The 25,743-nt window shown below is 57.0% G+C and carries 24 protein-coding genes and 1 tRNA gene; 15 read left to right on the forward strand and 10 right to left on the reverse strand.

Going from position 1 to position 25,743, the window contains the following annotated elements; all coding sequences use genetic code 11:
- The 3 genes from AC0R79_RS02495 to rfbC form a co-directional block, all read right to left on the reverse strand.
- Window positions 1-1,389, reverse strand: coding sequence for a sigma-54-dependent transcriptional regulator (locus tag AC0R79_RS02495; protein WP_007952638.1), 1,389 nt, complete (start codon window positions 1,387-1,389; stop codon window positions 1-3).
- The gene (locus AC0R79_RS02500; RefSeq protein ID WP_375744914.1) at window positions 1,386-3,194 is read right to left on the reverse strand and encodes a sensor histidine kinase; all 1,809 of its coding nucleotides are present in this window, start codon (window positions 3,192-3,194) and stop codon (window positions 1,386-1,388) included. Before AC0R79_RS02500 ends, AC0R79_RS02495 begins: the two co-directional genes overlap by 4 nt.
- Before the next feature lie 106 nt (window positions 3,195-3,300).
- A complete protein-coding gene (gene rfbC / locus AC0R79_RS02505; RefSeq protein ID WP_127796626.1) occupies window positions 3,301-3,846 on the reverse strand; it encodes a dTDP-4-dehydrorhamnose 3,5-epimerase in 546 nt (181 codons plus the stop codon).
- 179 nt (window positions 3,847-4,025) lie between these two features.
- Here rfbC and AC0R79_RS02510 point away from each other — a divergent pair, with 179 nt between their 5' ends.
- From AC0R79_RS02510 to AC0R79_RS02520, 3 genes are all read left to right on the forward strand, one after another.
- Window positions 4,026-6,938 carry an aminotransferase gene (locus AC0R79_RS02510; RefSeq protein ID WP_474733048.1) on the forward strand — a complete coding sequence of 971 codons (2,913 nt, stop codon included), beginning with the start codon at window positions 4,026-4,028 and terminating at the stop codon, window positions 6,936-6,938.
- Window positions 6,939-7,116: 178 nt separating this feature from the next.
- Window positions 7,117-8,223 carry an agmatine deiminase gene (gene aguA / locus AC0R79_RS02515; protein WP_007952634.1) on the forward strand — a complete coding sequence of 369 codons (1,107 nt, stop codon included), beginning with the start codon at window positions 7,117-7,119 and terminating at the stop codon, window positions 8,221-8,223.
- A 245-nt stretch (window positions 8,224-8,468) separates the two neighbouring features.
- Window positions 8,469-8,681: a hypothetical protein gene (locus AC0R79_RS02520; protein WP_007952633.1), complete on the forward strand. Its 213-nt coding sequence runs from the start codon at window positions 8,469-8,471 to the stop codon at window positions 8,679-8,681.
- A gap of 64 nt (window positions 8,682-8,745) precedes the next feature.
- Here the strand turns inward: AC0R79_RS02520 and AC0R79_RS02525 are convergent, their stop codons facing one another.
- Window positions 8,746-10,836, reverse strand: a complete 2,091-nt coding sequence (locus AC0R79_RS02525) for a TonB-dependent receptor (RefSeq protein WP_375744919.1) — start codon at window positions 10,834-10,836, stop codon at window positions 8,746-8,748.
- A 255-nt stretch (window positions 10,837-11,091) separates the two neighbouring features.
- On the opposite strand from AC0R79_RS02525, the gene AC0R79_RS02530 reads away from it, so the two are divergent.
- The 6 genes from AC0R79_RS02530 (at window position 11,092) to AC0R79_RS02555 (ending at window position 15,792) form a co-directional block, all read left to right on the forward strand.
- Window positions 11,092-11,760, forward strand: coding sequence for a DsbA family protein (locus AC0R79_RS02530; protein ID WP_007952625.1), 669 nt, complete (start codon window positions 11,092-11,094; stop codon window positions 11,758-11,760).
- A gap of 299 nt (window positions 11,761-12,059) precedes the next feature.
- Window positions 12,060-13,346: an OprD family porin gene (locus tag AC0R79_RS02535; RefSeq protein WP_474733052.1), complete on the forward strand. Its 1,287-nt coding sequence runs from the start codon at window positions 12,060-12,062 to the stop codon at window positions 13,344-13,346.
- A 233-nt stretch (window positions 13,347-13,579) separates the two neighbouring features.
- Window positions 13,580-14,326, forward strand: coding sequence for a 2OG-Fe dioxygenase family protein (locus AC0R79_RS02540; protein WP_085608635.1), 747 nt, complete (start codon window positions 13,580-13,582; stop codon window positions 14,324-14,326).
- 79 nt (window positions 14,327-14,405) lie between these two features.
- Window positions 14,406-14,783 (forward strand): GNAT family N-acetyltransferase, encoded by a 378-nt coding sequence (locus AC0R79_RS02545; RefSeq protein ID WP_007952618.1) that lies wholly within the window; start codon window positions 14,406-14,408, stop codon window positions 14,781-14,783.
- Complete coding sequence (locus AC0R79_RS02550) at window positions 14,780-15,496, forward strand: AzlC family ABC transporter permease (RefSeq protein ID WP_085608636.1); 717 nt, start codon at window positions 14,780-14,782, stop codon at window positions 15,494-15,496. Before AC0R79_RS02545 ends, AC0R79_RS02550 begins: the two co-directional genes overlap by 4 nt.
- Window positions 15,475-15,792 (forward strand): AzlD domain-containing protein, encoded by a 318-nt coding sequence (locus AC0R79_RS02555; protein ID WP_463398038.1) that lies wholly within the window; start codon window positions 15,475-15,477, stop codon window positions 15,790-15,792. Before AC0R79_RS02550 ends, AC0R79_RS02555 begins: the two co-directional genes overlap by 22 nt.
- Here AC0R79_RS02555 and AC0R79_RS02560 read toward each other — a convergent pair.
- Window positions 15,709-16,635 (reverse strand): LysR family transcriptional regulator, encoded by a 927-nt coding sequence (locus AC0R79_RS02560; RefSeq protein ID WP_085712740.1) that lies wholly within the window; start codon window positions 16,633-16,635, stop codon window positions 15,709-15,711. The two genes, AC0R79_RS02555 and AC0R79_RS02560, sit on opposite strands and share 84 nt — an antisense overlap.
- Window positions 16,636-17,013: 378 nt before the next feature.
- Between AC0R79_RS02560 and AC0R79_RS02565 the strand changes: the two genes are divergently transcribed.
- From AC0R79_RS02565 to AC0R79_RS02575, 3 genes are read left to right on the forward strand one after another with little or no spacing between them, the layout of a single operon-like run.
- The gene (locus AC0R79_RS02565; RefSeq protein ID WP_007952610.1) at window positions 17,014-17,232 is read left to right on the forward strand and encodes a tautomerase family protein; all 219 of its coding nucleotides are present in this window, start codon (window positions 17,014-17,016) and stop codon (window positions 17,230-17,232) included.
- On the forward strand, window positions 17,229-17,873 hold the full coding sequence (locus AC0R79_RS02570; protein ID WP_127796632.1) for a DsbA family oxidoreductase: 645 nt from the start codon (window positions 17,229-17,231) through the stop codon (window positions 17,871-17,873). The genes AC0R79_RS02565 and AC0R79_RS02570 overlap by 4 nt, the downstream gene beginning before the upstream one ends.
- Before the next feature lie 33 nt (window positions 17,874-17,906).
- The gene (locus AC0R79_RS02575) at window positions 17,907-18,617 is read left to right on the forward strand and encodes an SDR family NAD(P)-dependent oxidoreductase (RefSeq protein WP_085608639.1); all 711 of its coding nucleotides are present in this window, start codon (window positions 17,907-17,909) and stop codon (window positions 18,615-18,617) included.
- A gap of 58 nt (window positions 18,618-18,675) precedes the next feature.
- Here AC0R79_RS02575 and AC0R79_RS02580 read toward each other — a convergent pair whose 3' ends face one another.
- Window positions 18,676-18,942 carry a DUF3077 domain-containing protein gene (locus tag AC0R79_RS02580; protein WP_474733057.1) on the reverse strand — a complete coding sequence of 89 codons (267 nt, stop codon included), beginning with the start codon at window positions 18,940-18,942 and terminating at the stop codon, window positions 18,676-18,678.
- Window positions 18,943-19,469: 527 nt separating this feature from the next.
- Between AC0R79_RS02580 and AC0R79_RS02585 the strand changes: the two genes are divergently transcribed.
- Complete coding sequence (locus AC0R79_RS02585; RefSeq protein ID WP_474733059.1) at window positions 19,470-19,895, forward strand: type II toxin-antitoxin system HicB family antitoxin; 426 nt, start codon at window positions 19,470-19,472, stop codon at window positions 19,893-19,895.
- 507 nt (window positions 19,896-20,402) lie between these two features.
- On the opposite strand, the gene drt3b is transcribed toward AC0R79_RS02585, so the two are convergent.
- Window positions 20,403-22,319: an antiviral reverse transcriptase Drt3b gene (gene drt3b, locus AC0R79_RS02590; RefSeq protein ID WP_474733061.1), complete on the reverse strand. Its 1,917-nt coding sequence runs from the start codon at window positions 22,317-22,319 to the stop codon at window positions 20,403-20,405.
- A complete protein-coding gene (gene drt3a, locus AC0R79_RS02595) occupies window positions 22,312-23,607 on the reverse strand; it encodes an antiviral reverse transcriptase Drt3a (protein ID WP_474733063.1) in 1,296 nt (431 codons plus the stop codon). Before drt3a ends, drt3b begins: the two co-directional genes overlap by 8 nt.
- A 268-nt stretch (window positions 23,608-23,875) precedes the next feature.
- On the opposite strand from drt3a, the gene AC0R79_RS02600 reads away from it, so the two are divergent.
- Window positions 23,876-24,193, forward strand: a complete 318-nt coding sequence (locus tag AC0R79_RS02600; RefSeq protein ID WP_474735054.1) for a transcriptional regulator — start codon at window positions 23,876-23,878, stop codon at window positions 24,191-24,193.
- Window positions 24,183-24,467 (forward strand): helix-turn-helix domain-containing protein, encoded by a 285-nt coding sequence (locus tag AC0R79_RS02605; protein WP_474733065.1) that lies wholly within the window; start codon window positions 24,183-24,185, stop codon window positions 24,465-24,467. The genes AC0R79_RS02600 and AC0R79_RS02605 overlap by 11 nt, the downstream gene beginning before the upstream one ends.
- A 128-nt stretch (window positions 24,468-24,595) precedes the next feature.
- Here AC0R79_RS02605 and AC0R79_RS02610 read toward each other — a convergent pair.
- Together AC0R79_RS02610 and AC0R79_RS02615 are read right to left on the reverse strand one after the other, a co-directional pair.
- A tRNA-Thr gene (locus AC0R79_RS02610) sits at window positions 24,596-24,671 on the reverse strand.
- Between the two features lie 75 nt (window positions 24,672-24,746).
- Window positions 24,747-25,583 (reverse strand): FkbM family methyltransferase, encoded by an 837-nt coding sequence (locus tag AC0R79_RS02615; protein WP_375744927.1) that lies wholly within the window; start codon window positions 25,581-25,583, stop codon window positions 24,747-24,749.
- Window positions 25,584-25,743 lie beyond the last annotated feature (160 nt).

The raw sequence follows: 25,743 nt of genomic DNA on the forward strand, positions 1-25,743 counted from the left end.
TCATTCGGATTCGTCGGAATGGCCGCCGCTGCCAGCGAAATTCAGCCCGTGCTTGCGCAGTTTGTCGTGCAGGGTCTTGCGCGGAATGCCCAGGGCTTCGGCGAGACTGCGCACGGAACCGTGAGAGCGGGCCAGTTCGGCGGCGATCAGGGATTTCTCGAAGTTTTCCACTTGCTCGCTGAGCCCGCCCGCCGTGATTTCGACGGTGGTGCCGGGGCTGCCATCGGGCTGCGTGTTGTCCAGTGCCAGTTCCAGGCCGAGGGCAAAACGCTCCGCCGCGTTCTGCAATTCCCGCACGTTGCCCGGCCATGAATGCCGCAGCAGCAACGCCCGTTGCGCCGGTTGCAGTTCATGCGGTGGCAGACCATGGCGCGCGCTGGCTTCATCGGCGTAATGCTGGAACAGCATCAACGCATCTTCGCCCCGTTCACGCAGTGGCGGAATGCGCAGCGGCGCCACGTTGAGACGGTAATACAAGTCCGCCCGGAAACGTCCCTGATCGGCGGCCTGACGCAGGTCTTCCTTGGTGGCGGCAATGACGCGGATGTCCAGCGGGATCAACTGATTGCCGCCCAGGCGTTCGACCACGCGTTCCTGCAACATGCGCAGCAGTTTGACCTGCACATCCATGCTCATGCTCTCGATTTCATCGAGGAACAGCGTGCCGCCATTGGCGAATTCGAACTTGCCGATCCGGCGTTTTTGCGCGCCGGTGAAAGCGCCGGGCTCATGGCCGAACAATTCGCTTTCGACCACCGACTCGGCCAGCGCTCCGGCGTTGATCGCCACGAACGGGCCGTTACGCCGGCTCGACAGATCGTGAAGGGCGCGGGCGACGACTTCCTTGCCGGCGCCGGTTTCGCCGAGGATCAGCACGTCGGCTTTGGTCGCCGCCAGTGCGCCGATCTGCTCGCGCAGGCGTGACATCGGCGCGGACTGGCCGACCAGCCGTGCGCTCAGCTCGTTGCGATCACTCAGGGCCATGCGCAGGCTGCGGTTGTCCAGCACCAGGCGGCGCAGGGCCAGGGCGCGGCGCACGCTGTCGAGCAGGGCGTCACTGGCGAAGGGTTTTTCCAGAAAGTCATAAGCACCGGCACGCATGGCCTGCACGGCCAGTGGTACGTCGCCGTGGCCGGTGATCAGCAGCACCGGCAGTTCCGGATCCTGGGCGTGCAGTTCGCTCAGCAGTTCCAGGCCATCCATGCCGGGCATGCGGATGTCGCTGACCACCACGCCCGGCCAGTCGCGCTCCAGTTGCGCGGCCAGGCCCTTGGCTTCGGACAGCGGAAGAATTTTCAGGCCGGCCAGATCCAGAGTCTGGCCGAGGGCCTGACGCAGGTGCGGATCGTCGTCGATCAGCACCACCTGAATGCGGTTGTCGATGGTCATGCGCTTCGATCCTCGGACGGTTGCAGGCTGACCCCGGGCGCGCCGGCGCGCAGCCGCAGGGTGATCAAGGCGCCACCTTGCTTGTGGTTGGCGAACGACAGTTCACCGCCGAAGGCGCGCATCAGGGTTTCGCAAATGGCCAACCCCAGACCCAGACCCTGAGTGCGGGTCTTGGTTGTGTAAAACGGTTCGCTGGCGCGGCCCAGGGCTTCCATGCAGAAACCCGGGCCATTGTCGCGAATGTACAGGTTGACGCCGTCGTCGGTGGATTCGGCACTCAGCCACAATTTGCGCGGCGGGCCTTTTTCCGTCAGGGCGTCGAGGGCGTTGGCCAGCAGGTTACCCAGAACCTGACGCAGACGGGTTTCCCCGGCCTCGACCCACAGAGTGGCGGCGGGCAGGTCACGGATCAGTTCGACGTCCATGCTGCGGCGACGTTTGGCCAGCAAGGCGAGCGCGTCGTCCAGCGCCGGTTGCAGGGCAACGCTTTCCGGAGCGTGGCGGTCGCGGCGGGCAAAGGCCCGCAGGTGAGCGATGATCGAGGCCATGCGCCCGGTCAGCTCGCTGATCAGTTTGAGGTTGCCTCGCGCATCTTCAGTGCGTTCGTGGTCGAGCAGCACTTCGGCGTTCTCGGCGTAGCTGCGGATCGCCGCCAGCGGCTGATTGAGTTCGTGGCTGATGCTCGCCGACATTGTCCCTAGCGCCGACAGTTTGCCGGCCTGCACCAGATCATCCTGGGCGCGCACCAGTTCCTGCTGGGCCTGTTCGCGTTCAAGCACTTCCTGTTTCAGGCGGCGGTTGAGGCCTTCGAGATCGCTGGTGCGTTCGGCGACCCGCCCCTCAAGCTCCCGTCGGGCCTTGGCTTCGAAGGCGATCCGTTCCAGATAATGACGACGACGCTGCATCATCAGGCCCAGCAATAGCATCACCACCAGCAAGGTGGCGCCGCCGATCGCCACCACCGTGCGCACCGGTCGGTCGATCAAGGTGCGCGGGGCCAGAATGCTGACGCTCCAGCCGGTTTCCGCGATGTCCTGGGTCTGCGGCAGCCACGCTGTCGGGCTCAGGTTCAGCGGGCGTGGCTCGCGGGTCGGGTAGGGCTGGATTGCGGTGATCGCCGCACGCTCGGCATCACTCAGAGTGCGGGTCGCGCGAAAGCGCCATTCCGGGCGCGAGGTGAGGATGACGACACCGTTGTGGTCGGTCACCAGCAGTTGTTCCGGGGTTTTGCCCCACAGGCTTTCGGTGTGGTCCAGGTCAACCTTGATCACTAGTACACCGATGATTTTTTCGCCGTTGCGCACCGCTGCGGCGAAGAAATAGCCGCGTTTGGCGGAAGTGGTGCCCAGACCGAAGAAGCGCCCGAGGCGGCCGGCCATGGCCTCGCTGAAGTACGGCCGGAATGAGAAATTGCGCCCGACGAAGCTGTCGTGTTTGTCCCAGTTCGACGCCGCGAGCGTCTGACCTTTGGTGTCCATCAGGTACATGACTTCGGCGCCGGTCTGCGCGGCGATGTTCTTCAACAGGCGGTTGGCGTTGCCCTGGGTCACGCCGTCATCCGGCGCCCCGAGCACCGCGCGCAGGGCCGGGAGGTCGCCGAGGATTTGCGGCAGCACTTCATAGCGATGCAGCGTGCCCAGCAGGTTGGCGACGTAGAGGTCGAGGGTCTGGCGGTTCTGGCCGGCCAGTTCGCTGCGGTAATAGCGCTCGGCCAGATGCTCCAGCGGCCACAGCAGCGGAGCCAGACACAGGGCCAGCAGGGCGAGGCTGCGCCAGCGGGGGCGGCGGGGAAGGGTCGGAGTCATGAGCATCGAGCGCCTGTGGGTACAGGCGCATTATGCCTAGGCTTGCCGGCGCAGTCTGCGCACCCGTGGTCGGGTGTGCAGCGGCGCTGAAAATTCACGCAGGACTTCAGGAAAAGACGTCGGCGTCCTTGAAGAAGGCGGCTGCCTGATCCTTGGCCGACAGTTTTGGCGCTTCGTCCAGCTGCCAGTCGATGCCCAGGTCCGGGTCGTCCCAGCGAATGCTGCGTTCGGCGGATGGGGTGTAGTAGTTGGTGGTCTTGTAGAGGAATTCGGCGAACTCGCTCAGCACCACGAAGCCATGGGCGAAACCTTCCGGCACCCACAGTTGGCGATGGTTTTCGGCGGACAGGCGCACGGCGACCCATTTGCCAAAGTTCGGCGAACTGCGGCGGATATCGACTGCAACGTCGAGCACTTCGCCAACGGTGACGCGAACCAGTTTGCCCTGGGCATTTTCCAGCTGGTAATGCAGCCCGCGCAGAACGCCTTTCTGCGAGCGCGAATGGTTGTCCTGCACAAACTGCGTGTCGAGGCCGGTCGCGTCCTGAAAGGCCTTGGCATTGAAGCTTTCGTAAAAGAAGCCGCGCTCGTCACCAAACACCTTGGGTTCGATGATCAGGACACCAGGCAGGTCGGTGGTGATTACATTCATGAAGATTTTCCAGTGGCAGGTGTGAATGGCCGACATTCTTGCGCAAAGTGCCGGTGGGTGCGAGTGGCGCTTGCAAATCCGCCTGTCTCGCAGCAGATCGGGGGACGGATGGTCGGGGGTTGCTTATCGCCCGAAGCAATGGCGATATAGGCGCCTAATAAAATTTCAGGGGTCGTTCCATGTCGTTCGCCACGTTGATTCATCGCGCCAGTTTGCCCAGCCCTCAGGTTTCGCTGGAGCAGGCCCGGCATCTGCTGGCGCAGCATTACGGCTTGAACGGCACGTTGCAGGCCCTGGGCAGCCAGCAGGATCTCAATTACCGGGTCGACAGCGAGCGTGGGCGGTTCGTGCTGAAGATCTGTCGGGGCGACTATTCGCTGGTCGAGCTGCAAGCCCAGCATGCTGGCCTGAAATATCTGGCTGAACACTGCGATGTCCACGTTCCCCGGGTCATCCCGGCCAATGACGGCCAAGACCTGCTGACCCTGGACGTCGGTGGAGAATCGGTGCATGTGCGGTTGCTCGATTACATCGAGGGCCAGCCACTGACGGCTCTCGATCATCTTGGCCATGAGGTTGTTGCCGGGTTCGGACGGCTCTGCGGTGAAATGGATCTGGCTCTGGCCGGGTTCGACCATCCGGGGCTCGAGCGCACGTTGCAGTGGGACGCGCGCCACGCCAGCGCACTGATCGAGCACCTGCTGCCGGTGATCGAAGACGAGCGCCAGCGTGCGCTGATCGCCGAGGCTGCCGAACAGGCCAGGCTTCGTTTGCAGCCGCTGCTGGAAAAGCTGCCGGTGCAGGCGATCCACATGGACATCACCGATGACAACGTGGTCTGGCAGCGTGATGCCCGGCGGCACTGGCAGTTGCAGGGCGTCATCGATTTCGGCGATCTGGTGCGCACCTGGCGCATCACCGATCTGTCGGTCACCTGCGCCGCGCTGCTGCATCACGCCGCCGGCGATCCGTTCGTGATTCTGCCGGCCGTGCAGGCCTATCACGCGGTCAATCCGCTGCAACACGAAGAGCTTCTGGCGCTGTGGCCGCTGATCGTGGCACGGGCGGCGGTGCTGGTGCTCAGTGGCGAGCAACAGGTCAGCATCGACCCGGGCAATACCTACAGCCGCGATAACCTGACCCACGAGTGGGAGATCTTTCGGGTCGCCACTTCGGTGCCGCTGGCATTGATGGAGGCGGCGATTCTCACAGCGGTCGGCCAGACATTGCCGGCCATCGACAGTGAAGGTTTTGCGCCGTTGTTGCCCGATCTGGTCGGGCGCGAATTCGCGTTGATCGATCTGGGTGTGTTGAGCGCGCACTTCGAGGCGGGCAATTGGGAGCAGCCTGGCATCGATCAGCGCCTGTTGAACGAGGCCGCCGCGATCCACGGTCTGGCGGCCAGCCGATACGGGCAATACCGGTTGTCGCGCACCCAGCCTGACAGCGCCGATGAGCCAGAGACATTTCCGCTGCACGTCGAATTGCACGTGCCCCAGAGTTCGACGGTGGAAGCGCCGTTCGCTGGCGTACTTCACCTGTCGGCCGATGGCGCGCTGCGACTCGACGGCCCGCAACTGAGCCTGCGCTTGCTGGGTGTGAAACCTTCGTTGCACAGCGGTGCAGCGCTGGTCAAAGGTCAGGTGCTCGGTTCGGTAGACGGTGCGTTGATCGTGCAATTGACCCGCGGCGCACAGCTTGAAGCGCCGCTGTTCTGCACGCCGACCCGCGCGGCGGCATGGCAGGCCTTGTCCCCATCACCGGCCGCGCTGCTGGGCCTGGCCTGCGACGCCGAGCCGGAGCTGGACGCAGCAACCCTGCTGGCGCGCCGCGACGCCAGTTTCGCCCGCACCCAGAAGCATTATTACGTCGACCCGCCGCGCATAGAGCGCGGCTGGCGCAATCACCTGATCGACATGCAGGGCCGCTCCTATCTCGACATGCTCAACAACGTCGCGGTGCTCGGCCACGGTCATCCGCGCATGGCGGCGGTGGCGAGCCGGCAGTGGTCGCTGCTCAACACCAACTCGCGATTTAACTATGCGGCGGTCGCCGAGTTTTCCGAGCGCTTGCTGAAGCTGGCGCCGGAGGGCATGGATCGGGTGTTCCTGGTCAACAGCGGCAGCGAGGCCAATGACCTGGCGATTCGCCTGGCGTGGGCCGCCAGCGGTGGGCGCGACATGATCAGCGTGCTGGAGGCCTATCACGGCTGGACGGTCGGCGCGGACGCGGTCTCGACCTCGATTGCCGATAACCCGCAGGCCCTGAGCAGTCGCCCGGACTGGGTGCATGCGGTCACCGCGCCGAACACCTATCGCGGCGAATTTCGCGGCGCGGATTCGGCGCCGGATTACGTGCGCAGCGTCGAACATCATCTGGTGAAGCTCGATGAGCAGAAACGCCAACTGGCCGGGTTCATCTGCGAGCCGGTCTACGGCAACGCGGGCGGGATCTCGCTGCCGCCGGGCTATCTGAAAACGGTTTATGAAATGGTGCGCGCCCGTGGCGGCGTGTGCATTGCTGATGAGGTGCAGGTCGGTTACGGGCGCATGGGCCACTTCTTCTGGGGCTTCGAAGAGCAAGGCGTGGTGCCGGACATCATCACCATGGCCAAAGGCATGGGCAACGGTCAGCCGCTGGGTGCCGTGATCACCCGCCGGGAAATCGCCGAGGCGCTGGAAGCCGAGGGTTATTTCTTCTCGTCCGCCGGCGGCAGTCCCGTGAGTTGCCAGATCGGCATGGCGGTGCTCGACGTCATGGAAGAAGAAAAACTCTGGGAGAACGCCCAGGTGGTCGGCGCCCACTTCAAGGCCCGGCTGGAGGCGTTGATCGATCAATATCCGTTGGTCGGCGCGGTGCACGGTTCCGGGTTCTATCTGGGGGTCGAGTTGATCCGCAACCGGGAAACCCTGGAACCGGCGACCGAGGAAACCACGCTGTTGTGTGATCGCCTGCGGGCGCTGGGGATTTTCATGCAGCCAACCGGCGATTACCTCAACGTCCTGAAGATCAAACCGCCGATGGTCACCTCGCGTCAGAGCGTGGATTTCTTTGTCGACATGCTGGCGAAGGTGCTGGAAGAAGGGCTCTGAGGCGATGTGGAACCGACAAATGCCGATTTGTATCGGTATTTGTCGGTTCAAATAGAGTTTGTTTTTTATTTATGGCTTCTAAAGCCGATATTTATCGTTTATAAAGTCGCCATAGTCCGTCGTCCAACCCTGTACGGCGTGTTGAAAACCCTCGACGGTTCCCTGGAGTCTGATCGACATGACCACATTGAAAAGCACACCACGCGCCGATGGCTTCTACATGCCGGCCGAATGGGCACCGCAAACCCAGACCTGGATGATCTGGCCGGAACGTCCGGACAACTGGCGTCTGGGCGGCAAACCGGCGCAGGCCGCTCACGCCGCTGTGGCCAAAGCCATCGCGCGTTTCGAACCGGTCACCGTGGCGGTGTCCGCCGGCCAGTACGAAAACGCTCGTGCTCGCCTCGACGTGCCGAATATCCGCGTGGTCGAGATGTCCAGCGATGACGCCTGGGTTCGCGACAGCGGCCCGACTTTCGTGATCAACAACAGCGGCGAAGTGCGCGGTGTGAACTGGGACTTCAACGCCTGGGGCGGCTTTGACGGTGGCCTATATTCGCCGTGGAACCGTGATTCCCAGGTCGGCGGCAAGATCCTCGAAATCGAGCGCAGCCCGCGCTACCGCACCGAAGGCTTCGTGCTCGAAGGCGGTTCGATTCACGTCGACGGCGAAGGCACCCTGATCACCACCGAAGAATGCCTGCTCAACCGCAATCGCAACCCGCATTTGGGCCGCGAAGAAATCGAAGCGGTTCTCAGCGAAAACCTGTCGGTGGACAAGATCATCTGGCTGCCGGATGGCCTGTTCAACGACGAAACCGACGGCCATGTGGATAACTTCTGCTGCTACGTGCGTCCGGGCGAAGTGCTGCTGGCGTGGACCGACGATCCGCAGGATCCGAACTACCCGCGCTGCCAGGCCGCAATGAAAGTGCTGGAAAGCAGCACCGACGCCAAGGGCCGCCCGTTCACGGTGCACAAGATGCCGATTCCGGGGCCGTTGTTTGCCACCGAAGAAGAATGCGCGGGCGTGGATCCGGTGGACGGCACTCAGGAGCGCAACCCGAGCGTGCGCCTGGCCGGTTCCTACGTGAACTTCCTGATCGTCAACGGCGGCATCATCGCGCCGAGCTTCGACGATCCGATGGACGCGCCGGCCCGGGAGATCCTGCAGAACCTGTTCCCGCAACACGAAGTGGTGATGGTGCCGGGCCGCGAACTGTTACTGGGCGGTGGCAATATTCACTGCCTTACCCAACAGCAACCCGCACCGCACAAAGAGTGAGTGCGGATGTAACAGCTTGAGTTGATTGGAAAATCGACCGGGCAGTCATTTGTTGCCCCCGCTTGAAGAGAAACCCGCAGCCCGTCAGGACTGCGGGTTTCTTTATGTCCGCCGGTCGACAATTTCACGACGTTGGCATAGCTCTTGTATCGCTCATGGCGCGCTAGGGAGGGGGGAGAACTTCAACAGTTCTGTCATAAACCTTGGATAACGTAGCCGCTCATGAACGGGGAGAGAGCGCTGAAATGAACGCCGAAGTGAACGTAATCAGCGAGCGGACGTTGCATCCCATGGCTGTAAATAGTGAGTCGCTCCAGATTGTCGCGCACTGGTTGAAGTCCAATGGAACGCGTCAGATCAGGGAACCTGATCCGCGCCGGATGATGATCGAGCGTTACCCCGCTGGCCTGTTCAGCGAGGCCGAACTGGAAGCACTTTGGGATGTGATGGAAGGATAAGAAGAACAAACAAGGATTGTAAAAAGCGCTGCCGGGATGGCAGCGCTTTTTTTATGGGCGCGAATCAGAAGCTGTAGGTGCCGGTGACCACCAGGCTGCGCGGAGCGCCCGGCTGGATCTGGAACGCGCTGGTGGCCGACGAGTAATACTCGCGGTCGGTGATGTTGTTCAGGGCGCCACGCAGGTCCCAGTCCTTGTGGCGGTAGCCGACCAGTGCGTCCCAGCGACCGTAGCCCGGCAGCACGGTGGTGTTGGCGTTGTCGGCATAACGCTGGCCGACCAGGGTCAGGCCGGTTTCGGCGTACCAGCCCATTTCCGGTTTCCAGGTCAGGAACAGGCTGCCGTTGCGCTTGGCCACGTTGTTCACGCGTTTGCCTTCCAGGCCGTTGTTGTCCTTCTCGATGGTCGCGTCCTGCACACCGACGCCGCCGCGCACATACCAGTTGCCGACGATCTTGCCGGTCCCGGTCAGTTCGATCCCGCGCGAGCGTTGCAGACCGCTGAGCACGGTCAGGGTCGGGTCGTTCGGATCGGTGGTGCGACGGTTGTAGAGTTCCAGCTCATAGACGGCGAGGGTGGTGCTCAGGCGATCGTCGAGCCAGTCGCTCTTCACGCCAATTTCCTTTTGCTTGGTCAGTTCCGGGCTCAGGTCATTGGTATTGCCGGCCGCGCCCGGGGTGATGCCGATCAGACCGCCGCCCACCGGCGAGAAGGTCTTGGTCCACGAGGCGTAGAACGAGTGGTTCTGCAGCGGCGTCCAGACCACGCCGAAACGCGGGCTGGTGCTGTGGCTGTCACGGTCTTCGGAGATGTTGCGCAGCTTGTTGGTCGACTCGATATCGAAGGTGTCGTAGCGCAGGCCGGCCAGCAATTGCCATTGATCATTCAGGCGCAGTTGATCCTGAACGTAGACCGCGCGGCTTTCGACTTCGGTGTGGCTGCTGCTCGACACCTGCATGCGCCCGGCGTGGCGCAGGTCGCGGTTGGGGTTGTACAGATCCAGCGAAGGCACGGCGGAACTGCCGCGCCCGGAAGTGGCGGCGTTGTACAGCGTCGGGTCGCGGCGCTGGCTGCCGGTTTCGAGGCCGGTCAGCAGGCGGTGCTCGAGGCCGAAGGTTTCGAATCCGCCTTCCAGCTCAACGTTGTTGAACACGTTGCGGGTAGTCAGATCCTGCTGCCAGTGCTGGCGGGTGACCTTCTTGGTCGCCGGGGTGTAACCGGTGAGGTAGGTGTTGTCGAAATCGCTGTCGAGCTTGAACACGCCGAGTGTGTGGCGCAGCTGCCAGTTATCGTTGATTTCATAGCTCAGCTTCGAGCGCAGGGACTGGGTTTTGTCGTCGATGAAATCGTGATCGTTGCCGTAGGTCGTGTCCCGGCCGACATCCGCCGGACGTCCACCGACCCCGGGAATACCGCGATCCGGTGTGCGGTTGTAGCGGCTGTATTCGTATTGCACCAGCCAGTTCAGATCTGGGGTGAGCTGCCAGCTCATCGACGGTGCAAACAGCTGGCGATTGCCGCTGACGCCGTCGCGGAAGCTGTTTTCGTCCATGTTGCCCATGTTCAGGCGCAGGCTGATGTTGTCGCTCGGGTCGGTGCTGAGGTCAGCGTACAGGCTGCGCAGATCTTCGCTGCCACCCTGGGCCTCGATGGTCGAGCGGCGACCGAATTCGGGAGCCTTGCTCACGCGGTTGACGATCCCGCCCTGGCTGCCACGGCCGTACAACACAGCGGCCGGGCCTTTGAGCACTTCGACGCGTTCGATGTTGTGCAGGTCGCGCTTGTACTGGCTGTCGTCGCGGATGCCGTCCAGATAGAAGTCATTGCTGGCGTCGAAGCCGCGGATGCGCAGGCTGTCGAAGCGCGTGTCGCCGCCGCTGCTGACGTTGGGCATGCCGCTCAAGGCGTCGCCCAGGTCATTGGTGCCGTAGTTGGCGAAGTTGGCGGTCTTGACCGAGTCGATTGCCTGGGGCACGTAACGCACGGGTGTTGAAGTACGGGTCGCGGTATTGCTGACCTTCACACGCGGGTCGTCGGCCTGGGTTTCGGCACTGATCGAGGTGGCGGGCAGTTCGGTCGCGGAGTAAGCGAAACCGGAAGACAAAAAGGCAGAAAGCCCAAGCGTGACGGGCGTGAGACGGAACGGGGCAGGCATTGAAAAGCGCATCCGAAAGGTTGGAAGAATTCGAGCGCGCGAATGGTAATGCTTTGCATTTACTTTCGTTAATTATTCCTGAAAGGTTCCGTGGTTTGATTGTGTCAATTTATTTCCGATTTGTATCGGAGCGGACAACGAGTGCATTTGACCGATTGCCGAAACAGTCTGAAAGCCATTCCGGCGTTTTTCCGCAATGGCCGAGGGACTAATGTGCCGACATCATTTTTCCCACCTTCAGACCGGAGCTTTCCGATGACTCTTCATTACATCTACGACCCGCTGTGCGGCTGGTGCTATGGCGCCAAACCACTGGTGCAAGCCGCGCAGCAAGTGCTGCCGGTGATTGCCCACGCCGGCGGCATGATGACCGGAGCCAACCGCCAGAACGTTTCACCGCAACTGCGCAATTATGTGATGCCACACGACCGACGCATTGCCGAATACACCGGTCAGCCATTCGGCGACGCCTACTTCGAAGGCTTGTTGCGCGATCACTCGGCGGTGTTTGATTCGGCACCACCGATTGCTGCTGTGATGGCAGCGGAAAAAATCGACGGTCGTGGCCTGGAACTACTTGGCCGTTTGCAGACTGCGCACTATGTCGAAGGGCGGCGAATCGCCGACGAAAGTGTGCTGTTGGAATGTGCGGTGGAGTTGGGCTACAACGCCGATATTTTCTTGAACACCGTGCAGTCCGTCGACACCGAACAACATATAAAGAACAGCCGCGCCCTGTTGGCAAAAGTTGGTGGGCAGGGTTTTCCAACTTTTGCACTGGAACAGGACGGTCAGTTCACACTGGTTGATATCGGGCCGTGGCTGGGCAAGTCCGAAGCCTTCGCTCAATGGCTGAGCGAGTCGTTTACACCCGCGCCAGGGACTGAAACCCTGCAGGTCTGTGGCCTCGATGGTTGCGCGTAATCCCGCATCAAAATCCCTGGCTGCGAGCAATTCCGTGCACGAAGCCATCGCAAAATTTACTTTTTTTAGACGTTTTTCGCCTATTTAAAGACGATTCTTGAAATTGACACATTGTTGAGGGCGCGGCTACGATTCGGCCCAACGCCTGTGGCTAACCGCCATGACTCAAAATTAGGAGCAGGCCCGCCATGACATTGTCTTGAGCGGGTCTTTTTGTTTCGGGGTGAATAAAAGAGTGCAATAAGCGCCGTTTCAGCCGTTCGACACAGCGCGTTTCAACCCGTAATAAGGAAAACAAAATGTTGAACAAGCGAATCAGTCTGATCGCACTGGGGATGTTGAGTGCCACTTCGGCCATGGCTAACGACCAGGCCGAGTCCAAGGGTTTTGTTGAAGACAGCAGCCTCAAAGTGCTGCTGCGCAATGCCTACATCAATCGTGACTACAAAGACGGTAACGACGATAAAGCCGAGTGGGGCCAAGCGGCTATCGGTACGTTCTCGTCCGGTTTCACCCAAGGCACCGTCGGTGTAGGTGTGGACGCGTTCGGTCTGTACGCGCTGCGTCTGGACGGCGGCAAGGGCCGCAGCGGCGCTGGCGGTATCGACTTCTTCAAACAGGGTGACAGCGGCAACGCGGCTGACGACCTGTCGAAGGGCGGTGCAGCGGTCAAATTCCGTATCTCCAACACCGTACTGACTTACGGTGACCAGATGCCGGCCCTGCCGGTGCTGAGCTATGACAACGTGCGTCTGCTGCCGGAAAGCTACACCGGTACCTTGATCACTTCCAAAGAGATCAAAGGTCTGCAACTGGATGCCGGTCGTTTCACCGCCGAATCGCGTAAAAGCGCTGAAGGCCGTGACAGCGGTGGTCTGAAATCGATCAACGTGTTGGGCGGTAGCTACCAGTTCACCGAACAGTTCAAGGCTGCGCTGTACGCATCCGACGTCGAAGACGTGCTGAAGAAGCAATACGTGAACGCCAACTACGTGTTCCCGATCGACAAGGATCAGTCCCTGACCCTGGACTTCAACGGTTACCGCACCAAGCTGGACAACTCCTACGTCCGCGAAAACGGTGTGACCGGCGACGACAACAAGATCTGGAGCCTGGCAGCGACCTTCGCCACCGGCCCGCACTCGTTCACCGTGGCGCACCAGCGCTCCACCGGCGACAGCAACCTGGGTTACGCCTACGGCGGTTACCAGAAAGGTCAGGGTCGCGTGGGCGACGGTGGCAACACCATCTACCTGGCCAACTCCTACTGGTCCGACTTCAACGCTGAAGACGAGCGCAGCTGGCAGTTGGGCTACGGCCTGGACTTCAGCGCATTCGGCGTACCGGGTCTGAGCTACAACTTCGCGTACGTGCGTGGCGACAACATCACCACGTCCACCAGCGAAGGCGGCACCGAGCGTGAAATCTTCAACCAGTTCAAGTACGTCGTGCAAAGTGGCCCGGCCAAAGACCTGAGCATCAAGCTGCGTAGCTCGATCCTGCGTGTGTCGCAGAAATCCAGCGAATACAACGTCAGCGGCAACGAACTGCGTGTGTTCGTGGATTACCCGATCAACATTTTCTGATGATTGGCTGAACCCGCGATACGCGACAGAAAAACCCCGACTCGTTCGGGGTTTTTTTTTGACGCTTTTTGAAAAAACAGCATAAAAACCCGTGTTTTTGTCATTTGAAATGCACTTTCAAGCCGTTTCAAATCGCGTTTCAAACAGGGCTTTAAATGCCTGAAATTCTTTCTCATGGACGCAAATTCTCCACCTAATAGATTAGGCCGCTCAATGCAGCGGAGAATTTGGTAATGATCGTTTTAACCAGAGAAGTGGGCGAATCGCTACGGCGTGACAAGTACGCCAATGTGCAGGGTGCTGACTTCAATCTCTACGGTCATTTCGCCGACTTCGTCAGACTGACCAAAAGTTGGGAAAACATGGAGCCTGACAGTTACTACGGTCAGGCCGAAGCCGGCATGCGTTACCGTCGTTACAGCGACTTTGAGTACAACCCCAAGACTCGTGAACTGAAGCAGCTGGAACATCGCGCGTACGTGCAGTCCAAGGCCAACAACAGCTATGTGGGCGGCGTGGTGCGGCACTTCCAGGACTTCTCGGACGAAGTCATCAGCTCGCCGGTAATGCGCAGCCTGATCGACACCGATTTTGAAGTGTACAAAAGCGTGTTGCCGGAAGAGCTGCACGATGAAATCTGGCAATGCCAGATCCATCAGATCCGCATCGAGATCAAACCCGGCAAACAACTGGAAATCACCCCGGAAGGGATTCACTGCGACGGTTATCCGTTCAGCGGCGTGCACTTCTGGGGCCGCAACAATGTCGAGGGTGCGGAGAGTCGTCTGTACGACATCCACGAGCATCAACTGGCGTCGACCACCTACCAGGAAATTCTCGACACCACTTACTTCCTCGATCGCGACATGCGTCACTACGTGACCCCGGCGCGCAACACCCATACCCATGCCATGGCGTACCGGCAGATCCTGGCAATTTCTTTCTCGCGGCCCGGGACCGCTTTCGACATTGTTCGCTAATCAGATTGCCCAAATCGACGGCGTCGAATGCTCGACGCCGGTGGTGCTGCGGCGCGCGACGGCCAAGGACGCGCAGCGCATGGAGCGTTTCTTCCGCCAGTTCGACGAAGTGTCGTTCTGTGAATGGCAGGACGCCAAATGCCTGCGCGGCGTGCTGATCCAGAAAACCACCACGGCGTATCTGGCCTTCGATGTTGAAGGCGAAATCGTCGGCGCGGTGCTGGGTGGCATGCTGGGCAGTCGCGGCACCATCAACCATCTGGCGGTCAGCCTGCGCTATCGCAGCCAGGGCGTCGGCCAGCGGTTGGTGGAAGCGGCGTCGGCCGACATGAAACGGGTCGGTGTGCTGCGGATGTTTCTGTTCGTCGACGATGCTAACCTCGCGGGCAAGCGTTTCTGGACGGCCCAGGGTTTTTGCGAACCTCACGGCGAGCGGACATTTGAGAGGGATCTATGAATGAAACATCCGGCAGTGCGCCGCTGATGGTCGACCGTCAGCCATCGCGCACCTTTGCCGAAGCCAGCCCGGTGGTGGCCGGTTACTTCACCGTGTCGTTCGTGTTCGGGCTGATGGCGGTCAACGCGGGGCTGCCGCTGTGGCTGCCGGTGGCCATGTGTCTGTTCGTGTATGCCGGGGCTTCGCAATTTGCGGCGCTGGCGCTGATCAGCAGCGGGGCGTCGCTGACCACCATTGTGCTGACCACGTTTCTGATCAACGCGCGGCACATGCTGATGTCGGTCTACATGGCGAAGGCCCTGCGGGCACTGGGTCTGAGCCGCATGGAGCGCTGGTGTTACGCCGGCGGCCTGACCGATGAATCGTTCGCCTTCCACAGCGTCAAACTGGGCACCGGTGCGCCGGTGAACATCCGATATCTGATCGGCTTCAACCTGTTCTGCCACACCTCTTGGGTGATCGGCGGATTGCTCGGCGCCCTGTGCGCGCAGTACGCGTCGCACCTGATCAAATACCAGCTCGATTACGCGCTGACCGCGATGATGCTCTACGTGCTGGTCTCGCTGTGCAACACCCGCAACAAACTCATCGCCGCTCTGGCCGCAGTCGTCTGCATGGGCGCACTGAGTCTGGTGGGCAGCTCGCCATTCAACGTTTTCATCGCCACGTTTGTGGGCTGCGGAGTGGGTGTATGCCTGACCAAACGTTCCTGATTCTGGTGGTCGCGCTGATGATGACCGTGACCTTCCTGCCACGGGCCTTGCCGCTGCAGGTCAACACCGAGCACTGGCCGCCCTTCGTCGCCCGGGCGCTGGAGTACCTGCCGGTGGCGATCGTCGCTGCGATCAGCCTGACACCCTTGTTGATCAAGGATCAGCACATACAGCTCGATCGCCCGGAATTCTATGCAGCGATTCCGACGTTGTTATGTGCGTATTTCAGCAAAAACCTCTTTCTCAGTGTGGCGGTTGGGACGGCTGCGTACATTGCGCTCGGCTCGTTCATGTAGCGGCAGATCGACCACGTCGTTCAACGCCTGGCCGGACAGATCCGGGTTGTTCACCGCCAGGCGCACTTCGAGGAAATCCTCGAACCCGGGGAAAATCGTCAGGCCGTTCTTCTGCGCGGCCTCGCGGGAGACCATGCCGACCGCGTCCATCTGGGTGATGAGCGACAAGGTCAGCGTTTCGCTGCAGGAGTAGATCGTCCGCTGACTGTTCTCGTGATTGCCCAGCCCGGCGTCGAGAAAACGCAAAAAGCTGTGGGAATACGGACAATCTTCTGCGGGACGCACCTGAAACTTGTTGCCAAGCAACGTCAGCGGATCGTTCTCCTGACCGCAGTGCGCGCCGACCACCTGCACCTGCACTTCCGGCAGGACAATGCTCGGCAAGCCCGGGCGCTGCGGCCCGATCAACACCGCAAGGTCGAAGTCTTCGTTCTTCAGCTTGCTGAGGTTTTCCATCGACTCGGCGTAGCTGAATTCCATCTGGTAGTCGGGGAACACGTCGATCAGGCGCCCGATCAATCGCCGGTTGAAATCCGGGTCCAGCGTGGTGTTCAACGCCACTTTCAACGTGCGCTGTCCCGGTACCTTCAACGCTTCGACTTTCTCTTCCATCTGCCGCGTGGCAATCAGCACTCTGTCCATATAGGGCGTCAGCTCGGTGCCTTGCGGCGTCAGCGTCAGCCCCTTGTTGGATCGTCTAAACAAGCGGAAACCGAACTGCTCTTCGACCTTGTTCAACTGTGCGGCCAGGGCCTGCACAGTCAGGCACGAATGCTCGGCTGCGGCCGACAACGAGCCGGTCTGCACGATGCGCATGAGGTTGCGTAAGGTTCTGCTATCCATGGGTAATGCCCTCTGAAGTGGGCTGGGTATTGTTGTGTACGTGACGACCTGAACGGCGCCATTTGCCGGCTATATTCCTGCACCTGAGCATAGTTGTCGCGCAATTAGTAGCGAATTGATGTCCCCGCCGATGGCTGGAGGCTGACACAGGATCGGGGTTTTTGGTGACGTGGGGGTGATTGGGGTCAAAAAAAGTGCACGGTTTGGGTGCGTCTGCGGGTTTTTAAAAGAATTTTTGGCGCGATTTTTACAGGCTATTCATTACACCACCTCACAAATGAAGTACCCCACCCCTACTTTTTCCCCTCCCGGCACGCGCCTACATTGAGCTCCAACACCTGACCATCATCCCGAGGGCAGGTCACTGGAGTAGTCGTCATGCCATTTGTCAGCGTACGCATCACCCGCGACGGTGTTACCCGTGAGCAGAAAGCTCAGGTGATCGCCGAAATCACTGAAACCCTGGAACGCGTCCTCAACAAGCGCCCGGACCTGACCCACATCGTGATCGAAGAAGTCGACACCGATAACTGGGGCTACGCCGGCATCACCACCACCGAATACCGCCGACAACTGGCGGAACGGGGCCAGTCATGACCCCGACCGTGACCATCGATTTCGTCTCCGATGTGGTGTGTCCCTGGTGCGCACTCGGGGCGACAGCGCTGGAGCAGGCGATCGGCAATCTGGCCGGCGAGATTTCGGTGGAGCTGACCTACAAGCCCTTCGAACTCAACCCGGACATGCCCGCCGAAGGCGAACCGGCCGTGCAGCATCTGATGCGCAAATACGGCCGCACCGCCGAGGACGTCGCCGCCGGCAAGAAGATGCAGATCGAACGCGGCAAAGCCATCGGTTTCGAGTTCGACCTGGAGAAACGCACGCACTTTCACAACACCTTCGATGCCCATCGATTGCTGATGTGGGCGGCACAGGAAGGGCGGCAAGTCGCGCTGAAAAAGATCCTGCTGCGCGCTTACTTCCGCGACGGCGAGAACCCCAACGATCACCCGACGCTGATCCGTCTGGCGACCGAAGCGGGGCTGGATGCGGCGAGGGCCCGCAAGGTGCTGGCCAATGACGAATTCGCCAGCGAAGTGCGGCAACTGCAGGCGTTTTACCGGCAGCACGGAATCAACTCGGTGCCCGCGCTGATCCTGAACGGCAAGCACCTGGTGTCCGGTTCGCAATCGGTCGAGTACTACGAACAAATGCTGAAACAACTGGCTACCGCCTGATTCAACACCTACTTATTGATTGAGGATTTCATCATGAGCAACTCGAAAAAAACCGTCGTTATCACCGGTGCGTCCCAAGGTCTGGGCGAAGGCATGGTCAAGGCCTTCCGTGAACTGGGTTACAACATCGTCGCCACCTCGCGCTCGATCAAACCGTCGAACGACCCGCAAATCCTGACCATCGCCGGCGACATCGGCGACCCGGCCACCGCACAGCGTGTAATCAGCGAAGGCGTGGCACGTTTCGGCCGCATCGACACCCTGGTCAACAACGCCGGCATCTTCGTCGCCAAACCGTTCACCGCCTACACCCCGGAAGACTACGCCGCGGTGCTGTCGGTCAACCTCAACGGCTTCTTCTACATCACCCAACTGGCCATCGCCGAAATGGAAAAACAGGGCAAGGGCCACGTGGTCAACATCACCACCAGCCTGGTCGACCACGCCATCGACGGCGTGCCCTCGGTCCTCGCTTCGCTGACCAAAGGCGGCCTCAACGCCGCGACCAAATCCCTGGCCATCGAATACGCCAAGCGCGGAATCCGGGTGAACGCGGTATCGCCGGGCATCATCAAGACACCGATGCACGGCGAGGAAACCCACGCGGCACTGGGCGCGCTGCATCCGGTTGGGCACATGGGCGAGATCGACGATATTGCGCAGGCGGTGGTGTATCTCGATAACGCGAACTTTGTGACTGGCGAGATTCTGCATGTGGATGGTGGGCAGAGCGCTGGGCATTGATTGATGCGGTAATACAAAGCCCTTGCAGCGATGCGAGGGCTTTTTTGTACGCGACGGTTTATGGATCTGGACTCAACACTTTGACCGCGTCATCGACCAGCGCCTTGCTCAACTCCTGCAAATATTGCGAGGCGCAGGCGTGGAGTTCAGGATCGTTGGCGGCAGAAGTATCTGATGTGAGCAGTTTGGAAATGTGCAGCAGGTGGGATGCGTGGGAGAGGGCGGTAACGACCGGGACGCCTGAGTTGGTGCGGAAGAGTGCGTGGTTGGACTGGAAGGAGAAATGGGTAAGACCGAGGGTTGTCAGATCGTGGGGATTGGTCATGGCTTCACCTACCGTTGGCTGGTTGGTGGAAAGGGCAGACTTTGGACGGATCGATGCTAATCATTTGTGAAACTCCCTGTATCAAATGAGCGCTGCCATTTCGTTCTCAGGCGAAAGGGTGGCAGCTATGCGCAGGCTGAGAAACCGGAGATACAGGAACCCGGCAGGCTCGAAAGCCTCCCACGCACAGCCGCCATTGCACGGAAATGCAGGCACAAAAAAACGCCGGCAAACGTGGGTTAGGGCGCTGGTGCGCCTGCATCTTACGCGGGTTCTCAGGCCCGGTCGCTGAATTGGCAGCGACGGGTTTGACGGTAGCGTGGGGGAGGGTTGGGCGCAATCGTGGCCAGGTGGTGGCGGGAAGGCCGACATACTCGCATGCAACACTTGTGTTGCATGGGTAACAAATATCTTGCACGGTCTCTCTGCCGAAATAGCGCGTGATGCGCATAAGCGACATCGAGTTTCAGCGATGCAGCTAGGCCACAAGGCTGAGACTGAGTTTGTACCCCATGAGAGGAAGCGTGATGTTCGAATATGCGTTGGAAATCCACGAGGAGCCGAGCAGTGTCTGGGTGTCCTGCGCAGAAATTCCAGAGATGCACGCCGCTGGCGACACCCTCGAGGAAGCACTCGACGGCGCGATTGATGCAATGGAGACGGCTTTGTCGATTTACGTAGATGACCGCCGGTTGATTCCGACAGGTGATGTGGGAGAGCAGGAAAGTGACGCGGTGTTGCGTCTGCCTGCACTGACTGCGGCAAAGGTTGGGCTCTGGAATTCGCTTTTGGAGTCTGGAGTCAGCAAGGCTGAACTTGCACGTCGCTTGGGGGTGCAACGACCCCAGGTAGATCGGTTAGTCGATTTCCTGCATCACTCCAAGATAGAAAATGTAGAGCGTGCATTGCAGCAGCTTGGGCGGCGGATTTTGCTTTCGGTTGAGGCTGATTAGGATTGGAGAAAAGCCCCCGACAGCGTTTACTGTCGGGGGCTTTTCATTTGTGGTGGAAAAAACCAACTCCAAAAACAACAAAGCCCTCGCATTTCTGCAGGGGCTTTTGTTTTATATGGTGCGGTACCAGGAATCGAACTGAGTAATAACTAATTGAATTTTAAAGAAGAATGTGCTGGGTAAAATTCTCTATCCCTAAAGCTGAATTTATAGTTAAAGTTCGCTTATTTTAGCTATCAATGGTTTGTTATAACCGAATAACTCGTGTAGATGAGTGATGCTAAAAAGATCCGAGTCAGAGCGAACCATTGACCGGTATTGTTTTTGAGAAAAAGAGAATGTAGAGCAAAAAATTGGCTGCGTACATACTGACCGCAGCCAACCTTTACTTGAGAAGGCTATGTGTGTGTGCAAAATTAATTGCTCAAGACTCTGTGTAGCCGCAATTTCTTGCCTCATTGTCCCGTATTGAGTGGCACTTGCTCAAGCATCTAGATGCTACTTTGATTAGTAAGTGAATTTCAAGCCTTTTTTGTCGATAGCTCTCTGTAGGTTTATTTTGCTATCCCAGTTGGTGAACCACGTTTTTGAAACCGACTCCAGAAACTCATTAATTTTATTTTTGTTGGGGATGTCGTACTGATCTAGAACAAGTTGAAGCAGTTTTTTCTTGAATTTATCAGTTATATATGGACAGGACATGCAGTCTAGTAGCAAATGAATCGTGTTCGATTCAATCGCGCGGCGGTCAAGAGATATAGTAGCTTCAATTTTTTCTAGAAGCTCTTCTTTGAGGGGGGTATATGTAGGGTTGCGCTTAATATAATGCAAAAAAGTAATGGTTTCAAAGTAGCAAGTATTATGGCTGGAGCTGATTTTGTCATATAAAGACTTCAGCTTTTGAGGTGGGAGTAGGTATTCACTGCCCAAGGTGGACAGTAATGTTAAGATGTTTAATGATTCAACTTTGCAGTCGTCCTTTTCATCGTAGATCATTAAATCCAAAAATAAGATGCTTTCGTCAAGTATCTTTTTCTTTATATTGTTTTCGTGGTCGTAGGAAAGTTGCTTGGAAATGTCAAGGCAAATCGAAGATATCTGTGTGATTAAATATGTTACTCTAACTCTTGGGGTCATGGATAGAATAAAAAAGCAGAGCTCAAGTAATATGTAAACTAAGTTAAAAATGCTTTCTCGATCAGTGCCGCCTGCGAAAGAAATATTTCTAAGCTTGCCAATTTTTTTGCAAATTCGACTTAAGGCAATACCAGCTACGCCAGAGTAATCAGTGACATTAGAAAATAGTATTTGTTTGAATTCTTGAATTAAGCGGTTGGCTTTTTTTGACGGTGATCCTTTGCAAACTACAGCGAATTTTCCCTCATCTGTATTCACAATGTGCTGATCAATAAAATTATTGATGAATGTTCTGGTTTCGCTTTTTGCGATAGTGAGTGAAGTCATGAAGGGTGTAGAGTGAAGGCTGGTTTTGCTTTCATTGATGTGCAGCTTATACAGTTCTAGATTTTCTTTGAATTTTTTGAATATCTTTCTGCAAGTCTCTTCTTTTTTTGAAAAAACAAAATAATCATCAACATATCTCTTGACGGTGTAATCTCGCCCAAAAATTAAGTCGACTTGTGATAGGTTGGATATAGTGTCTATATCCACGCGCTGAAGTATGATTTCAGAAAATATTCTTGAGGTTTCGGGGCCGATAATTATACCGTTAGTTTCTCCGTGATTGGAGTTTCTGATTATCTCATCAAATTTGTTTTCAAACGATATTCCGCTATGGTTGTCTTTGGCGAAGCCCTTGTTTTTGACCGCCCATGCTACCGAGTGAGTGTAAATAGAGTCGAAGCATTTTGAAATGTCAAAGCGCATCAAGAAGTTGAATTTCTTTTCGATTCTATGGTATTCGTAAGATTCGTAAAATTTATAAAGGAAGTTGTATTTGTTGTACGCAAAATAAGAACTCGCGTGAGGGATGTTTAAGCTGTCAGTATCGTCATTTATCTCCTTGGCTTCTGGGTTGATGTCTACGTTATTATATTTGCTATCAATGTCATAGAAAAAGCCTGCTATTTTTACAGGTGCCCTTAGAGAAATTTTGCTCCTTGAGCACAGAGATGTAATTAGTACATCGTAGTCTTTATAAAATTCTATATAGTCAAGTTGGGATGTCGGGTGTGGTAGGCTGAGGCTACGAGCTCCTAGAGTGTCCTTTTTGATTTTGTAGGGAAGTGGAATTTTCCAGGTATTACTTCTTATAGAATTTAGAAGATTTTTCGTGTGTGTGTTCCCAATTTTAATGTGTTGGTAAAAGCCTTCGTTGTTGAAAGTCAAAGGCACTTCATATGGTGTTGTTTCAGTTAATAGAACTCTATTGAAGTCTCCTTTGTTTATCCTGGATTTAGGCATTCTTCCAGCACTCCTTTATGGCGCTCAGTTTTTCTTCGCTAACTTTATAGGTGATTTTATTTTTGAACCCGGATCGGAATGAAAGTCTCCCTAGCTGAGAGCGATCCGTGCTGGATAGCGATCTTGATAGCGCTTTCCCCAATGAGCCTCTCTTGCTGTGTATCGATTTTCTTAGGAAGTTTGTGAGGTCCAGTAGCGCTGGGTCGTCAGCACTTAGGAGTGGGTAATTATAGAATATTCCGCTTCGAATTTTAAAATCGCCCTTAATGCTGAATTCACAGTTGCCTGTTAGAAAGTGTACTCTATCTTTCAGTAGTTGGAAGTTTGGTTTTTTGCAATGATCAAGTAGCGCTAGTATAATTCTTGTCTTGATTCGATTTACTTTTCTTTCTGCTAAGGTTACGGTTACTTTTTTTGGCTTTTTTCTATCTTCTTTTTTTGAGTTTTTAGGGATATCGGAGAAGGTAAAATTATATCCAAGGTAGTCTAAGGTGATATTTTTTGGCGTTTCTGGTTCGCAGGTGCAAGATGCTCTGCATTTACAGTTGTTGTTGCATTCGCAATTCAACAGGCATCTGCAAATAATAGGGTGATATTTGCTCTTTTTTTTGTGGGTATTAAGCCCTGCTGGAAGGCAATCTTGGATTGGTCGCTCGCTTCCATTTATTATGTTTTTGTACGCAAATATTATTATATCGTCTACGTATCTAGCGTAGTAGTAGACTCCTCTAAGACTTCTAACCGCACTATCGAAATCGCGCATATATATTTCTGTTAACGTAGAGCTTATGTTTAGCCCTCGTGGGATATGGTCAGGAATCGAAGGGGCGTTTAGAATTGCCTTGACTATTTTCTTCGAAGTTGGTGACAGGAGTGTTTCTTCGAAAATTGGTTCAAGTACGGCTTCTAGTTTTATGCTTTCATAGAAGCTTTTAATGTCTAGTCTTACTATGTGTATGGGATTTATTTCTTGGAGTAGTGTGTAGACTTGTTTGGTTATTTCTCTGCGGTTAGACTGCTTTGCGCCATAGATACGTTTTAGGTTGTCGTTCAGTTTTCTTAGGATGAGAATTTCTTTTATGCTTTTTGTGCGCACTATCGATTTATTTTTTATTTTGGCTGTGCTGATGCTCTCAAACTTAAAGTCTCGACTATCCACCGTGTAGCTCAGGTCGGTTAGGATTTTTTGTTCGCTTTCAAAGGCGTTTTGTTTTTTTAGTTTCCGCTGGTCGCGTCTGCTGTGAAGGAATTTTTTAAGGTTTTCCGGTGAAAAGTTCTGATTCAACATAGGCTTCTCTTTTACCAGTTTGATATGCGATGGTGGTAATCGTAACTGTATTGGCTAGATGCTAATAGAAAAAGTGACAAATAGAAAAGGTGACAGATTTATTTTTCGAATATTCATTCGATACCGAGAAACCTCCTGTGTGTTGAACATGGTTGGAGCAACGTGAATCGGTACGTACAGTCGCTTAAACCCCTCCCAAAGCCACCAGATTCTGCATCAGACAAACGTGCATTGCTCATCTATACGGCAAAGCCGTATAGTGCCGCCCATATATACCATTATCGAAACCGAAATTTTCAAGCGCTATGCTGACGGTATCTGGGCCGAGGGTGAGCGGCATGAATTCATAAACTGGCTTGCCGCAAACCCGCTGGCCGGAGACGTCGTTCCAGGTAGCGGAGGCCTGCGCAAGGTTCGCTGGTCTCGTAGCGGCATGGGCAAGCGAGGTGGTACACGTGTCATTTATTACAACACGCTTTCCGAAGGCTCAATCTGGTTGCTGATTGCCTACACCAAGGCCAAATTCGACAACCTGCCCGCAGCTTTCCTTAAGCAATTGAAGGAGGAAATCAGCGATGGTCAATGATCTGGAGCAATTCCAGCAGGACTTGCTGGACTCTGTCCGCCAAATGAAGGCGGGAAAAGCTGCTCGTGTGACAGAGGTGCCACTCTCGGCGGCTGCTGAAGCGCGGGCCAAGGTGGGTGTGTCGCAGAGTGCATTCGCCAAGTTGATCGGTGTGAGTCTGCGGACGTTGCAGGATTGGGAGCAGGGTCGCAGGCAGCCGACAGGCGCGGCACAGACATTGTTACGCGTTGCTAGCCAGCATCCGGAAGCATTGCGGGATTTGCAGCCAGCCTGAGGTGAAATCGTCTACCGATTGTTCCGATTAACTGGCAACACGGTTGCTGATGATCGGAGATGTGGACGTTTTGTGGACACTCCAGAAACAACAAAGCCCCTGCATTTCTGCAGGGGCTTCGCTTTGTATGGTGCCGGCACCAGGAATCGAACCCGGGACCTACTGATTACAAGTCAGTTGCTCTACCATCTGAGCTATACCGGCGTGTGGGCGACGATTATAGCGACTCGGTTGCTTCTGTAAACCCCTGAATTCAGACTATTTTTGCGCGGGCTCCGATCAGGCGCGGCGCAGGACGTTGCGCAGTTTCTGGAGCGCTCGCCAGGCGCGGTTGTTCTGGAGGGCGCGCAGTTGGGCTTCGGCGTGTTCGGCGCGTTGCGTGGCGGCGCTGATTTGCGCCAGGGCGTCGGCTTCGCTGGGGCTGACGGGGTGGGCGAAGGGGTGGCCGAGGCACAGCTGGAATTTGTCGAGCTGGCAGGGCGGCATGTCGAAGGCCGGTTTGAGGTTCAGGTGTTCGTCGGCCAGGAAGTAGCTGTTGAGGCCGTCGAAGCAGACGTTGGTGTAGCCGGCGTCGGTGATCAGGTGTTCCCAGGTGTGGTCGCGCTCGAAAGGGGTTTCGATGAGGATGATCCACGGGCGGAAGCGGCTAAAGTCCATGCCGCGCAGCACGGTTTCTTCGTGGCCTTCGACGTCGATTTTCAGGAAGTGGATTTCGCGACCGGCGGCGTGTTCTTCGCAGATTGAGGTCAGGGTGCGGGCCTTGACGGTGAGGCTGCGTACGTCGAGGCCGAGGTCGCGGCGCTCTTGAGCGGTGACGGGGTCGGCGGTGGACAGGCCGGTGCCGGGAATGCCGTAGAAGGTCACTTCGCCGGGCTCATCACTGGCGATGCATTGCAGGGTCGTGTCACGCGGGCGTTGTTGGCGCAGGGCATCGTGGAAGTTTTGCATCGGCTCGACGTTGATGCCGCTCCAGCCGCGATCGTAGAACGCCTTGGTCACCGAGTCGTGGATCGGGTCGTTGGCGCCGACATCGATGTAGAAGCCGTTTTCAAAGAACTTGAGGGCGCGCCACAGGCGGATGTCCTCGAAATTCTGTGCGTAAGAAATGAACGTCACGGTCGCTTCCTGTCGGTCAGATTTTTCTTGTTCGGGCCTGCGCTACCTGCACGGCGTAGGTCTGTATAGCAAGGGCGGATGGCAGGCGCAATTGCCCGTTCGCGGCGTCCGCGATTCGGCGGTTATGTCCTTTTGGTCGAGGGCTTATGCACAACAGGCT

Source organism: Pseudomonas sp. HD57-3 (assembly GCF_056113135.1).

Bases quoted from the DNA above. Each gene is read 5' to 3' on its own strand.
- AC0R79_RS02495 (WP_007952638.1), bottom strand. From the start codon at position 1,389: ATGACCATCGACAACCGCATTCAGGTGGTGCTGATCGACGACGATCCG.
- AC0R79_RS02500 (WP_375744914.1), bottom strand. From the start codon at position 3,194: ATGACTCCGACCCTTCCCCGCCGCCCCCGCTGGCGCAGCCTCGCCCTG.
- rfbC (WP_127796626.1), bottom strand. From the start codon at position 3,846: ATGAATGTAATCACCACCGACCTGCCTGGTGTCCTGATCATCGAACCC.
- AC0R79_RS02510 (WP_474733048.1), top strand. From the start codon at position 4,026: ATGTCGTTCGCCACGTTGATTCATCGCGCCAGTTTGCCCAGCCCTCAG.
- aguA (WP_007952634.1), top strand. From the start codon at position 7,117: ATGACCACATTGAAAAGCACACCACGCGCCGATGGCTTCTACATGCCG.
- AC0R79_RS02520 (WP_007952633.1), top strand. From the start codon at position 8,469: ATGAACGCCGAAGTGAACGTAATCAGCGAGCGGACGTTGCATCCCATG.
- AC0R79_RS02525 (WP_375744919.1), bottom strand. From the start codon at position 10,836: ATGCCTGCCCCGTTCCGTCTCACGCCCGTCACGCTTGGGCTTTCTGCC.
- AC0R79_RS02530 (WP_007952625.1), top strand. From the start codon at position 11,092: ATGACTCTTCATTACATCTACGACCCGCTGTGCGGCTGGTGCTATGGC.
- AC0R79_RS02535 (WP_474733052.1), top strand. From the start codon at position 12,060: ATGTTGAACAAGCGAATCAGTCTGATCGCACTGGGGATGTTGAGTGCC.
- AC0R79_RS02540 (WP_085608635.1), top strand. From the start codon at position 13,580: ATGATCGTTTTAACCAGAGAAGTGGGCGAATCGCTACGGCGTGACAAG.
- AC0R79_RS02545 (WP_007952618.1), top strand. From the start codon at position 14,406: ATGGAGCGTTTCTTCCGCCAGTTCGACGAAGTGTCGTTCTGTGAATGG.
- AC0R79_RS02550 (WP_085608636.1), top strand. From the start codon at position 14,780: ATGAATGAAACATCCGGCAGTGCGCCGCTGATGGTCGACCGTCAGCCA.
- AC0R79_RS02555 (WP_463398038.1), top strand. From the start codon at position 15,475: ATGCCTGACCAAACGTTCCTGATTCTGGTGGTCGCGCTGATGATGACC.
- AC0R79_RS02560 (WP_085712740.1), bottom strand. From the start codon at position 16,635: ATGGATAGCAGAACCTTACGCAACCTCATGCGCATCGTGCAGACCGGC.
- AC0R79_RS02565 (WP_007952610.1), top strand. From the start codon at position 17,014: ATGCCATTTGTCAGCGTACGCATCACCCGCGACGGTGTTACCCGTGAG.
- AC0R79_RS02570 (WP_127796632.1), top strand. From the start codon at position 17,229: ATGACCCCGACCGTGACCATCGATTTCGTCTCCGATGTGGTGTGTCCC.
- AC0R79_RS02575 (WP_085608639.1), top strand. From the start codon at position 17,907: ATGAGCAACTCGAAAAAAACCGTCGTTATCACCGGTGCGTCCCAAGGT.
- AC0R79_RS02580 (WP_474733057.1), bottom strand. From the start codon at position 18,942: ATGACCAATCCCCACGATCTGACAACCCTCGGTCTTACCCATTTCTCC.
- AC0R79_RS02585 (WP_474733059.1), top strand. From the start codon at position 19,470: ATGTTCGAATATGCGTTGGAAATCCACGAGGAGCCGAGCAGTGTCTGG.
- drt3b (WP_474733061.1), bottom strand. From the start codon at position 22,319: ATGCCTAAATCCAGGATAAACAAAGGAGACTTCAATAGAGTTCTATTA.
- drt3a (WP_474733063.1), bottom strand. From the start codon at position 23,607: ATGTTGAATCAGAACTTTTCACCGGAAAACCTTAAAAAATTCCTTCAC.
- AC0R79_RS02605 (WP_474733065.1), top strand. From the start codon at position 24,183: ATGGTCAATGATCTGGAGCAATTCCAGCAGGACTTGCTGGACTCTGTC.